The organism is Pedomonas sp. (assembly GCF_036515995.1).
In the GTDB taxonomy this organism is placed as follows: Bacteria; Pseudomonadota; Alphaproteobacteria; order Sphingomonadales; family Sphingomonadaceae; genus Pedomonas.
Map to the genome: position 1 here is coordinate 33,840 of NZ_DATBUP010000028.1, position 12,836 is coordinate 46,675.

A 12,836-nucleotide genomic window follows, 5' to 3' on the forward strand; every position below is an offset into this window, starting at 1 on the left:
TCAGGCCAGCATGCTCGGCCAGCACGTGCTGCCGCGCGATGGCGGCTAGCCCCGGCCAGTTCCAGAAAACAGTAAGGGCGGAGCGCAGACCGAACCTTGAGGTCCGGCGGCACCCCGCCCGCTTGTGCATCCGTTGTGATCAGAAGCCGACGGTCAGCGTCGCCTTGGCGGCATGCGTCTCGCCTGCATTAACGATCATGCCGGAATAGCCGGCGCCGATCGTCGTTGCAGGCGACAGGCGCCACACCGCCTCGCCGTCGAATACGCCGGCGTTACGCGACAGCGGAGCGCATTCGACTACAAAGAGTGCAGCCGAACCCAGGCGCAGCGCCTTGTCCGCGGCGCGATCGCCAAAGCCATGCTGCCAGCCGATCTTTGCGCGCAGCTGGAAGGAGCCGGCCTGCGGCGTCTCGAGCTTGAAGCCGCCTCGAGATGGTATAGGTCTCGGCTGCCGCATCACCCCTCAGCGCTGTCGTCCCACCGGTCTCGGGCATTATTCGAGCAGCTGTGCCCTGATCGATGCCAACTGTCCGTCAGTCAATTGCAGCACCTCGGCAAAGTAAGCCTCAACAGAGCCGTGCCTTTTCTCGATGGTTGCAAACATCTCGCGGATGTAGTCCGGATCCGAGGCCATGAGGGGGGCGAGCACCTCGGGCGGCACCTTGGCAAAGGCTGCGAACAGACCGTTTTCCTCCCTGTGCCGGGTCATTTCAGCGCCGAAGTTGGCAACCTTGTCGGAGAGGGCGTAGTCCTCGACAATGGTCTCGCGCGGCACGCCGAGCGCCGAGAGGATCAGGGCCGCAGCCGTGCCCGCCCGGTCCTTGCCGGCCGAGCAGTTGAACGCCAGCGGGATCTCGCCGGCGGCCAGACGCAGGAACATGTCGCGATAGGCTGCTGCCTGCTCATAGGGCAGCTGGCGATAGCCCTCGGTGATGGCTGCCTTCATCGTGCCCGCGGACAGGTCCTTTGACGAGAGCAGCTGCCCCCAGTCGCCCAGGCTCATGGAATAGTCCCGTGTCCAGTAGGCAACATTCTGGGTCTTGGCCCAGGTGTTCGGCTCGCCCTGGCGCTCGTCGGTTGTGCGGAAATCGCAGACGACCTTGATGCCAAGCCTGTTGAGATAAGCGTAATCCGCCTCGGTCAGCTGGGCCATGCTGCCTGATCGGAACACCTTGCCCCACTTGACCGTCTGGCCGCTGGCCGTTCTGTAGCCGCCCAGGTCCCGAAAATTCTTGCCGCCCTCAAGCGGCAATACCCGCTCCGCCGTCCAGACGCCCTTCCCGTCTGCATCAGTTAGATAAAAATACGGGCGCCCCTGGCCGGCATGCTTGATGACCGTTTGCGTGCCCTTGTTCCCTTGGCTGACAAGCGTCAGATCAGAGGGGCTGGCATTGGGCTGCGAGCCAACAAAGACGCTGACCGGCTTGCCTTCGCCTTGCGTGGTCCACCGCAGTTCATAGGTGCCGGCGGACAGACGAACAGCCTCTGCCTGGCTGACGGTTGCAGACCCGGGCGTTGATGCCAGGGCAAGAAGTGTCACAGCGGTTGCCATGACCGTGTGCAGCCTGAAAGTTTTCATGCTACTGCCTCCTCTTAGAATTTCACGCGGGCTTCGATGCCGTAGGTGCGGGGTTCATTGAAATGAGCCAGAACGGCGTTGGTCACGCCCGGGCCACGCAGGGCGAACTGATAGGTTTCCCACTGCGCATTTGTGATGTTCTTGGCCCAGAGGGATACGGACACGTCCGGTCCACCGGCTCCCAGAGCCAGGGCACCAAGCGTCAGTCGCCCGTTGAGCATCAGGTATTCGCCCGTCTTCGGGTTGTCGGAGCCCTGGGTGTAGAAGCTGCTGGAATAGGTTGCGTTCACGTGCGCGGACAGGGCGCCGAAGCTGAACGGCGGAAACTCGTAATCCAGCGCCGCGGTTGCGGCATGGCGGGGCGAATAGTTCAGAACCGACGGCTGCACCTGCCCGGTAAAGGGGTTACGATCCGTTGATGCATTCCAGTCGGTCAGCGCATATCCCAGCGTCACAGTCAGATCCGGGCTGAGCACGGCCGTCACATCGATTTCAACGCCCTTGATGATCTCCGCATCCGGCACGTTGATGGTCTCCGTGTTGGATGGATTGCCCGGATTGGGGAAACCGACCTGCCGGTTTTTATAGCGCGTATGATAGGCGGCGGCGTTCAGGCGCAGATGGCGATCCAGGAGATCCGACTTGATGCCGATCTCCCAGGTATCCACCTCCTCCTCGCCGAAGGCGCCGTAGGTTGCCGAGCGGGAATTTGCCCCGCCCGCACGGTAAGCCGTTGCCCAGCGCAGATACGTGTTGACGCCCTCACGCCAGTCAAAGGCAACGGTTGCAGAGGGATCGACGCGCTTGGAGGAAAACTCATACCGGAACGGGGTCGGGGCACCGCGCAGGGCGGTCAGTCGGCCATGCTTGCGGTCGTGGGTCCAGCGCAGGCCGCCGGTCAGGTGCAGCCGGTCATCCAGCACCGGGGGCGTGTAGGTTGCCTGACCAAAGAATGCGGTCGATTTGGCGTGAGACGTGCTTGCCCGGTCCGGGAACGGACCGCCGACCGGCTCGGGCAGGACGATGTAGCCGGTTCCGTCTGCATTGAACTGGTTGGTGTAAGGCGTATGGGCGTAGTCGGACGCGTCCTCGTCGAAGTAGAATGCGCCAAGGACATATGTCAGGCGGTCTAAAGAGCCGATCAGCTGCACCTCCTGGCTGAACTGATCCTGATCCACATTGGCAATGCTGACCCTGCCGAAAACGCCAAAGGGGCGGAACGCGACCGTGTTGCCGGCGGCATTGTCGGACTGGGACTGCTCCAGCTCCCTATAGGCCGAAATTGACTTGAGCGTCAGCGCATCAGACAGCTCCCATGTCACCTGGAGGCTGTGGCCCTGGACATCGCCGATGCCGGGCTTCAGGGGAACGCCCGCCCGCCCCTGCCGGACCCGCTCCGGCTCGACATCAAAGATCGGCGCCAGCGGCGGCGCGCCCTCGAGGAGACGCAATATCTGGGAGTAGCCGCTGACCGACTTGTCGCGCGACTTCTCGAAACTGTACCGAACCTCGAGCGTGTCCGCGGGCGTCCACAGCGCCGTGGCCCTTACACCATGGCGCTCATAATCGCCCCAGTCGGACTGGCCTGCCAGACTGTTCCTCACCCAGCCATCGCGCTTGCTCCAGACGCCATCCAGCTTGACCCGGATGCCGGCAAACTCCGGCAGGTTGAGATGGCCCTTGACGTTGAAGCCATCCAGGTTGCGCACCCCGGCCGTCAGGTCGAGCCCCAGCTCTCCGGTCGGTCGTCTGGAGACGATGCTGATGGCGCCGCCCACGGCATTGCGCCCGAAGAGGGTCCCTTGTGGCCCGCGCAGAACCTCGATGCGCTCGATGTCGAACATTTCCATGCCCAGGCCCTGCACGCGTCCAAGGTAAACGCCGTCGATGTAGATGCCATTGGCAGGATCGCGGCTGATCTGGGTCGGATCGCCCCCACCGATGCCACGCATTGTGATGTTGAGGCTGGAGGTGCGTCCGATATTGGGCATGATGCGCAGGGCCGGCACCGCACCACCGATGAAATCCGTAAGATTGGCGATGCCCTTCCTTTCCAGATCAGCGCCGCCGAGCACGGCAATGGAAATCGGTATGTCCTGCAGATTCTCTTCGCGCTTCTGAGCGGTGACGACGATGTCCTCGATCCCGCTGGTGGCGGCCGGAAAGCTCGCCTCCTGGGGCGGCATCGCCGACGGTACTGCCGCCGGGCCCGCTCCTGTCTGCAGCGCTGCAATCACGAAGGCATCGTCAACCCTTTGGAAGCGAAGGCGCGACCTGGACAGCAGGCTCCTCAATGCCGCATCGGCTTCAAACGCGCCGCTGATACCTGGCGAGTGCTGGCCCTCTACAGCATCCGGGCTGAACAGGATCTGGGTGTTCCCCTGCAGGGCAAACTGCTGCAGGGCGCTGGACAATGGCTGGGCCGGAATTTCATACTGCAGGGCCTTAGCGTGGCTTGCGCCGGCCTGGACTGCGGCCAGACTGGCGCTTGCCACTAAAATGCCGATAGAATTCATATCCTCCCCCTTTGATCTGCGTATCGTTCGCATTCAAAGGCAGGAGAGGCCGCCAGGCCGGGATCCCTCACTTAATAAATGAAAATTATTTCTGACCAAGCATGATACGCCCATCGGGCGCGACCGCGGCTTCTGCCATGCCGAGGGCCTCGATGGCGCGCGTGAAGCCCCTTGCATCCCCTGCATTCAGAACTGCCGTCAAGCGCTTGTTGCCAACGCTTGCCTCGGAAATGATGATGGGCTGGTCGAGATAGCGATTCATCTCGCTCACCACGTCGGCAAGCCGGTCGTTCTCGAAGATCAGCTTGCCCTGCATCCAGCTGACGGCCCGCCCCCTGTCGATATCCTGCGCCGTCCATTGCCCGCCTGCTGCAATTTCCAGCCGCATCCCCGGCACAAGCTCAACGGCCTTCTTCCTCGCAGCCGTTTCCTCTTTGACCTGGACGCGACCTTCCAGAAGATCGACCGTCAATTGCCGGCGGTATCTGTCAACGACGAAGGATGTTCCCAGGGCGATGACTGCGTGGTCACCCGAGGTCACGACAAACGGGCGCGCCGGATCCTTGGCCACCTGAAAATGTGCCCGGCCATGCTCGATCCGTACCGAGCGCCGATCGCCTGCCAGAACCACGTGCACCTTGGAATGGGCATCCACGGTCATGACGCTGCCATCCATGAGGGTCACGGGCAGCCCTCTGGCGGCAGATGTCGCCACCAGCATTTCCTGTCGCGGCCCCTCGGGCGGCGTTACGGCACGATGGCCGAGGAGGAGCGTTGTCAGCGCCAGCCCCGCAACGCCGGCTGCTATCAGCAGTTTTCTGGCGCGGGCGCGCCGATGCCCGCTGTCCCGCGCCTGCTCGCGCAGAGCAAGCATCTTTGGATCCTCGCGCAGCCCCCCCAGCTCCTGCCAAAGCCGCTCGGCACGGGCAAATGCCGCCGCATTGCCGGCCTCGCCTATCCAGGCTTCAAACGCCTGCGTCTGCTCGCTTGACATCTGGCCCGAGCGCAGGCGGGCCAGCCAGTGTGCGGCTTCATCCCTCTCCTGGGCAGTTTGGCGTAAGGGTCGGTCCAGGATGGTCATCCATCACGCTCTGTTGCGCTAAGCAACGCTTTGAGTGCGTTCATGATGTGCTTCTCGACAGCGCTGACTGAAATTCCGTACTGGGCGGCGATCCGAGCGTACGTCATTTCCTCAAAGCGATGGAGCAGAAAAATCTGGCGCGTCCTCTCCGGCAAGGCTTCCAGGGCCGCCAGGACCAGGTCAAGGCGCTCCCTGTCCAGCAGCCGCCGGTCCGCCAGAGGTGCCGCATCCGTACACTCCAGCGCGCCGGGCGTATCGTGATGCCCTGCGGACTTAACCTTCTGCCAGTGGCGGGCCAGAACATTCCGGGCAATGGCAAAAAGGTAAGCGGTGCCGTTCTCGATCTCGCCGGGCGCCTTGCGGGCATAAAGGCTGACGAAAACCTCCTGCGCCAGATCATCCGCCACATCGTCCTGTACCCGCCGGCGGAAGAAGCGCCGCAACACCGGAAGCAGCACCGCCGTTGTCTCGGCGGCCTGCTCGGGCTGTCGCTCAGGCTGGGTTTTCATGGCTCTTGTCAGCTCCGGCGGTCGCTTCAGGGGAAGTGCTCGTGTCTCATCGGGCACGCCCCGTCCCGCTCCCGCGCGCCGAACTTGCTCCATCAGGCGATTGTGGCAAAAGCTGGCGGCACAGTGCTCTGTGACCAGCCAGCCGTGGTGCCTGCCTGCCGTCATGAAGGAAACTTCCAACCCAGGTGTCAAAGCGCCCGGAGGGGGGGCAGGCAGATACCCCCCGGCTGCAATCGCCCTTCCAGCATGCGTGGTCGGCGCCACAGCTGGTTTCATCCGGCGCTCCCTTGGGTCTACCCCGCTTGCCAAGTTGGCAGGCTGGACCATCTGTTCGGGATATCGGACCCCCAAGCATGGAGAGCACAAGGAACCAGCGAGCGTGAATGAGAGGGCGCTGACCGCGTCATCCGCGTCAGACCCATAGAGGCCGGCCTCTGGTAAAGTGACATTGTGTCACTAAACGAGGGCTTGGCCCGGAGTGAACACCGTCTGGGTTTTGATTTGATATCCTGAGCGACGCGGTGGTATCTGCAGCCCACTTCAAATAACAAGGATTGCTTGGCATGTCGGCACAGCCGAGATCGGCCCTGAGTTTCTACTGGGGCTCAATTATCTTCTCCGTGCTCGCGGTCGTTGCGGGCTTTGCCCTTGGCGGCATCGAGATGGCGTTCCTGGTTGCGGTCCTGGCGATCCTTGAGACCAGCCTGTCGTTCGACAACGCCGTCGTGAACGCGAAGATTCTCGCCAACTGGGACGAGCGCTGGCGGCGCATCTTCCTGACCTGGGGCATCTGGATCGCCGTTTTCGGCATGCGTGTGGTCTTTCCGATCCTCATCGTCACCATCGCGACCGGCATCGGCCCGGTTCAGGTGATCGACATGGCGCTGAACCGGCCGGACGAATACGCCACGGCCATGACCGCCATTCACCACCAGGTTGCAGGCTTTGGCGGCACCTTCCTGCTGATGGTGGCGCTGGGCTTCTTCTTTGAGGACAAGGGCGTCTACTGGCTCGGCTGGGCCGAGCGCAAGGTTGCGCGCTTCGGTCAGATCGAGGGCATTTCAGCGGCCGTTGCCCTGACCGCCCTTATCCTGATGACGAACGTCTTCGAGAACCGGGATACCGCCGTTGAATTCCTCTACTCCGGCGTCTGGGGCCTCATCGCCTATATCATCTCCCACGGCCTTGGCACGCTGCTGGGCGGCACCGAAGCCGATGCGGAGACAGGCGCAGAAGAAGGCGCCGGCAACGGCGGCACCTTCGTCAAGGCCGGTCTTGCGGGTTTCATGTATCTGGAAATCCTTGATGCCTCCTTCTCCTTCGATGGTGTCATCGGCGCCTTTGCGCTGACCAACTACCTGCCCGTCATCGCGCTCGGCCTTGGCGTTGGCGCGTTCTTCGTCCGCTCGATGACCCTGCACCTCGTCCACGCCGGAACGCTCGGCCAGTTCCGCTATCTCGAGCACGGCGCTTTTTACGCGATCCTCGTACTTGCCGGCCTTCTGTACGCCAGCGCGCCGGGCTACCACATCCCTGAGTGGATCACCGGCCTTCTGGGAGCGGCCCTGATCCTGATCTCGCTTGGACACTCGATCCTGGCGAACCGGCGCGACAGGAACTCCTGAGCCGCGTACCTCTCAGAGCCTGACACCTGCTCTGCCATCGCCCCGGCCAGCCTTGTCTTGCCGGGGCGATGCTTTTAAAGGCCGCTTTCTGGAGCCGGGCGTGCCGTTGCGGAGCGCCTCGGACAGCCCCTTTCAGGAGGTGGAGTTACCAGGTCAGGCGCCGCCGCCCTCCCCCGCTTTGCCTCCCGCGGCTTCGACCAGGACTTGTCGCGTGGCGGATAGTTGCAACGCCGCACGAGCGCGTTTTTCCGGACCTGCTATAGGCTGATCCCATCAAGGCCGGGCATCCGGGGCCGAGGTGTCTTCCCTCCCCCCTGACATCCCCCCACCCCGGGTGCCCGCTTGAAACCTTGGCAACTGGCCGCTTCCTGAAAGCGGCCATTTTCTTTTTGGCGCATTTCCGAACTTGCCGGCTGCGCCAGGCCCAAATGCCGAACTAACTGAAGCTGCAGTGCCCGCTCACGTGTGACAGGCCGGTCTCGTCGGACTGTTAAGGGCAACGTTCCAGCCAGCAGCCATAGAAGGTGCCTGCAGCCAGCAGACGCTCTGCCATAAAGTTGCCAACGGCTGATAAGAACACGAGAGGACCGACGCCAAGCCGACCCGTCAGTATCGTCGCCAGGCAATGGCCACAGCTACGTCGCGGGCTGCCAAAGTTGCCTCCGGAGCAGCCTTGCTGGGCAGGAGGCGGCAACTGACAGTGTAGCGCCTCAGAACGAGCGCACGATACCGACCTCGCCGGCAAGGCGGCGATAGTCGTAGATGCCGACAGTTGATGTGTTGCGCTCGTAGTTGATCCGCACAACCGGTGCGAAGCCATGGACGGAGAACTGTCGCAGCGTGGCACCCGGCCTGTTCTGCGCCCGCCTTCGAGCGCAACGACAGCCGCACCTGGCTTACGTTCTGGCCCACGGATGATTGCCCGATGGGAACAGGCAGACCTCGCGCGAGTGATCTACCGCAAAAATATCCGGAGAAATCCTGCGCGCTGACGAAAGGATCGTCGGCAGACGGCTCACGCAAGCCGGAGGCCCGCTCACTGCCACCTCCTCTTACCGGGAAAGGGGAACGTTGCCCTCCTGCCGAGGAGAGCGCCCAAGCTGCCCCCCCATTCCCACAACTGTACATATGTTCAATTCTATGATGATTTAGGATGAGATTAAACTCACAATCGCTGCGCTCACTGGACCGAACGGCCGGTCCAGATTCTAGATGATCAGCGTGTGACTGTACAATAGTACAAGTGTTCAAGGGGAGAGGGCCATGGCCATCAGGCAATTCCGAGGGATTACAGCTTGCGCGAGCTTCATTCTGGCAGCCGTGCCCGTTGCCGCCCAGCAGTCCATCGGGCTCGATGATATTGTCGTCACCGCTCAGAAGCGTGAGGAGTCCCTGCAGAAAACCCCAATCTCGGTTGCAGCATTTACCGCCGCCAACCTCGAGGCGCGGGGCATTGCCAATCTGACCGACCTCAAGGCCCAAGTCCCCAATCTCCAGCTGACACCCCACCCGAACAGCGCCACGACCAGCCTCGTCTTCATTCGCGGCGTTGGCAACCTCGATGACCAGATCACGCAGGACCCAAGTGTTGCGGTCTATGCCGACGGTGTTTACATCGGCCGCAGCCAGGGATTGATCAACGAGGTGGCCGAGCTGGAGCGGATCGAGGTTCTGCGCGGCCCGCAAGGCTCGCTTTACGGCCGCAATGCGACGGGCGGCGCGATCAATTTCATCTCCAGCCCTCCCCAGCTTGGCGCTTTCGAGGCGAGCCAAAGTCTTGCAATCGGCAATTACGACCAGTTTCGCGCCCGCACCCGGCTCAATATTCCCGTCGGCGACACCTTAGCGGTCGAGCTGGGCTATGTGCACAGCCAGAAGGACGGCTACGTCAGGAACCGCGGCACCGGTGTGGCGCGTTTCGGCGACCAGCGCCGCGATGCCTATCGCGCCGCGGTACGCTGGGCCCCGAGCGATGTCATTGATGTGCGGTACACCTACGACCGCTCCGATATCGGCGACACCCCCCAGTATGTAGTGCCGGTCGCCTTCTATCCGGCGTTTGCCGAGCGGCCGAGCGAGGGTTCATCCGCCGTTGCCGGACTGATGCGCAATGACGTGCTCGCCCAGGGCCATAATCTGACAGCCAGCTGGGAGGTCGCGGACACCCTGACCCTCAAGTCGGTCACCGGCTATCGCAAGCTCGCCAATTTCTCGAACCAGAACTATCTGGCCGGTGCGCTCGGGCCGTTTGCCCTGTTCACCAACAGGTTCCAGGATCGCCAGAAGCAGTTCAGCGAGGAGTTGCAGCTGATCGGCTCAGGGCTGGGGGACCAGCTCGAATATGTCTTTGGTCTTTACTATTTCGATGAATCGGCGCGCACGCGGGCGATCACCGAGACGGCGGCCCGCGATGTCACGGACCGCGCCATCACCGCGGATAACCGGGCCTATGCCGCCTTCGGCCAGGCAACCTACAGCCCCGATGCCCTTGATCGGCGCCTCCACATGACCCTTGGGCTGCGCTGGTCGCGGGACGAGCGCCAAGCCTCCATGCAGGACCGGATCACGCGAGCAAGCGGCGCTGTTACCGTGCTGCCTGAGGGCCGGGGCGATAACTCGTTTGAGAACCTCAGCCCGACTGCGATCCTCGCCTATGACCTGACCGACAGGATAAATGCCTACGCCAAGGTCTCGCGCGGCTACAAATCAGGGGGCTACAACGTTCGTGCCTCAACGACGCAGCGGTTCAACGAAGGCTTTGGCCCTGAGACCCTGACGTCCTACGAGGTGGGCCTGCGCTCGGATCTGCTCGACCAGCGGCTGCGGATCAATGCAACCCTGTTCCATGCCGATTACAAGGACATCCAGCTCAGCATTCAGAGCGACCCGAGCAATCCGACACGCTCGGACGTCCTCAACGCCGGCAAGGCCCGTATCCAGGGCTTCGAGCTCGACGTTGCCGCCAAGCCGAGCAATGCCGTCACCTTTACGCTGAGCTACGGCTATACGGACGCGCAGTATCGCCGCATCGAGGGCCCGGGCGGACAGGATCTTGCAGCGCTTTATGTCTTCACCAACATCCCGAGACACAGCCTCAACCTGGGCGCGGACTATGTCCTGCCGGAAACCCCGATCGGTACACTGACCGCAAGCCTCAATTACAGCTTCCAGGACAAGATCTACACGAGCAGCAACGATCCGCGCTATATCATCCCGGACTACGCGCTCTTGAACGCCCGCCTGACGCTAACAGAAATTCCGGTAGGCGCTGGTGACCTGCGGCTTTCGCTCTGGGGCAAGAACCTGACCGACAAGAAGTATTACAGCTTCCACAGCAACTCCGGCCTGCCGTCTGCGATCTTCGGCGATCCGCGCAGCTATGGGCTGGAAGTCTCCTTTGCCTTTTAAGCTCTGAGGGAAGAGAAGAGTCATGACGCATCCTGTCCGCTTGCCCGAGCTTGCCCATGTGACGGTTGTGCCCACGCAGCCGCTCATCGGCGCCGAGATCAGCGGCATCGACCTGGCCTGCGCCAGCGACGCCGAACTCGACCTCGTTCACAAGGCTTTGCTGCGCTACAAGGTTATCTTCTTCCGCGATCAGGTCCTCAGCCGAGCGCAGCATGTGGCTCTGGGTCGCCATTTCGGCGCGCTCGAAGTCCATCCGCTCTCCGCCCATCCCGATCATCCGGAGCTGCTCGTGCTTGAATCCTTCGGCGGCACGACGGAGGGCCCGAAGGCGCCCGCGGCCGATTTCTGGCACAGCGATACGACGTTTCGGGCAACACCCTCGGCCGCATCGATCCTGATGGGCTATCATATTCCCCCGCTTGGCGGGGATACGCTCTGGTGCAATACCGCCGCGGTTTACGCGGGCCTGGATGAGGCGCTCAAGGAGCGGATCGAGACCCTGGAGGCTGTCCACAGCGGGCTCGTCTCCTTTGGCCGTCACCTGGATACCGAGGAAAAGCGCGCGGCATTTCTCGAGCGCCATCCGCCCCAGGTGCACCCGGTCGTCAGCATTCACCCGGAAACCGGGGAGCGGATCCTCAACGTCAACAGCGGCTTTACGACCCACATTCTGGGCGTCTCGGACGCAGAGAGCCAGGCACTGCTGACCCGTTTGTTCGATGAAGTGAAGCGCCCGGAATATCACGTCAGGTTCCGTTGGCAGCCCCGCTCGATCGCCTTCTGGGACAACCGATCGACCCAGCACTACGGCGTTGCCGATTATGCAGGACGGCGACATCTGGAGCGCGTGACGATCATCGGCGAGCGCCCCGTCGGCCCTGCCGGCAAAGCCTGATTTGACGGCCCCGATCATCCGGGCCTCATCTCGCACAAGAGAGGGCACACCCCCATGGACGCAAGACCCTCATCGATCAGCGCCAGCGCCGCACAGCCATGGGGTATCGCCAACCCCTGGTTTGCCCTGGCCGTTCTCTTTGTCGGGCAAATGCTCGCCGTTGGCACCATCGCCTACGGATTTGGGCTGCTCTCCAAGCCGATCGGCGATGAGTTCGCCCTTGCGCGGGGCGATCTCAATCTTGGCATGATGACGTTGATTGTCGGCATGGGCGTCTTCTCACCGCTCATCGGCCGCGCGCTTGACCGGCTCCCCAGCGGCCTTGTCGTCACCGGTGGCGCGATCCTCTTTTCGATCGGCTGCGGCATCATTGCGGTTGCCCCGTCGCTCAGTGTCATGCTGGCGGCCGCCTTCTTCCTTGTGGCCTCAGGCGGCGCCGCGCTCGGCCCCCTGACCGGCTCGACGCTGATCTCGCGAGCGTTTCAGGAGAACCGCGGCCGAGCATTGGGGCTGATCTCGGTTTCGTCCTCGGTCGGTGGCATGCTCTGGCTTCCGGCCATGGCTGGCCTTATTGGATCCTATGGCTGGCGGGCCGCGGTTGGCATAACGGGTCTCATTGCTCTTCTCGCCGTCGGCAGCCTCGGCTGGCTGATCCGGATCGCACCGCCCGGAGCCCCATCACCCCGAGCCGACAGTGACGCTGCGCCCTCCCGCCGGACGGCCGGGGCCTGCCTTCGATCGCTCGACTTCTGGGCGATCACGCTGGCCGTCGGGCTTGCCATGGCGGTGGACCAGGCCTTGCTCGTCTCCCTGATCCCTTACGGCACCGACCAGGGCTTTACTCTGCAATCCGCCACGCTTGTGGTCTCGGTGATCTCAGGGATGGCGATTGCCGGAAAAATCGCCATCGGGGCGCTGGCGGACCGGGTCGACCCGCGCTGGCTTTTCATCACCATTCTCGTTCTGACAGCAGGCTTCTTCCTGCTGCTTACACTGAGCCCGTCTTATCCTGTCCTCATCGGCTCTGCAGTTGTCGTCGGCATCGGCTTTGGCGGCACGATGCCGCTCTGGGCGACCTTCATCGCCAACCGCTTCGGGACCGCCTCGTTCGGGTCGATCATGGGACTGATGGTGCCGCTGCAGATCCCGCTGAATATTGCCGCGCTGCGTTATGTGGGCGAGGCCTATGACCAGGCTGGCACCTACGATACGGCGTTTCTGGT

9 protein-coding genes are annotated in these 12,836 nt (G+C 62.8%); 4 read left to right on the forward strand and 5 right to left on the reverse strand.

What is annotated here, in order from left to right:
- Positions 1-139: 139 nt before the first annotated feature.
- The 5 genes from VIG90_RS02365 to VIG90_RS02385 form a co-directional block, all read right to left on the reverse strand.
- Entirely contained in the window at positions 140-457 is a 318-nt protein-coding gene (locus tag VIG90_RS02365; RefSeq protein WP_331591827.1) for an autotransporter domain-containing protein, read from the reverse strand.
- Between the two features lie 36 nt (positions 458-493).
- Positions 494-1,579, reverse strand: a complete 1,086-nt coding sequence (locus VIG90_RS02370) for a tyrosine-protein phosphatase (RefSeq protein WP_331591828.1) — start codon at positions 1,577-1,579, stop codon at positions 494-496.
- Positions 1,580-1,593: 14 nt separating this feature from the next.
- Positions 1,594-4,095 (reverse strand): TonB-dependent receptor, encoded by a 2,502-nt coding sequence (locus VIG90_RS02375; protein WP_331591829.1) that lies wholly within the window; start codon positions 4,093-4,095, stop codon positions 1,594-1,596.
- Between the two features lie 85 nt (positions 4,096-4,180).
- Complete coding sequence (locus tag VIG90_RS02380) at positions 4,181-5,176, reverse strand: FecR family protein (protein WP_331591830.1); 996 nt, start codon at positions 5,174-5,176, stop codon at positions 4,181-4,183.
- Positions 5,173-5,685 carry a sigma-70 family RNA polymerase sigma factor gene (locus tag VIG90_RS02385; RefSeq protein ID WP_331591831.1) on the reverse strand — a complete coding sequence of 171 codons (513 nt, stop codon included), beginning with the start codon at positions 5,683-5,685 and terminating at the stop codon, positions 5,173-5,175. The genes VIG90_RS02380 and VIG90_RS02385 overlap by 4 nt, the downstream gene beginning before the upstream one ends.
- A 563-nt stretch (positions 5,686-6,248) precedes the next feature.
- Between VIG90_RS02385 and VIG90_RS02390 the strand changes: the two genes are divergently transcribed.
- From VIG90_RS02390 to VIG90_RS02405, 4 genes are all read left to right on the forward strand, one after another.
- On the forward strand, positions 6,249-7,310 hold the full coding sequence (locus VIG90_RS02390; RefSeq protein WP_331591832.1) for a DUF475 domain-containing protein: 1,062 nt from the start codon (positions 6,249-6,251) through the stop codon (positions 7,308-7,310).
- A 1,263-nt stretch (positions 7,311-8,573) separates the two neighbouring features.
- Positions 8,574-10,718: a TonB-dependent receptor gene (locus VIG90_RS02395; RefSeq protein ID WP_331591833.1), complete on the forward strand. Its 2,145-nt coding sequence runs from the start codon at positions 8,574-8,576 to the stop codon at positions 10,716-10,718.
- 22 nt (positions 10,719-10,740) lie between these two features.
- Positions 10,741-11,613 carry a TauD/TfdA dioxygenase family protein gene (locus VIG90_RS02400; RefSeq protein WP_331591834.1) on the forward strand — a complete coding sequence of 291 codons (873 nt, stop codon included), beginning with the start codon at positions 10,741-10,743 and terminating at the stop codon, positions 11,611-11,613.
- A gap of 54 nt (positions 11,614-11,667) precedes the next feature.
- Positions 11,668-12,836: MFS transporter (locus VIG90_RS02405; RefSeq protein ID WP_331591835.1), on the forward strand; the 1,169-nt coding region annotated here is incomplete at its 3' end.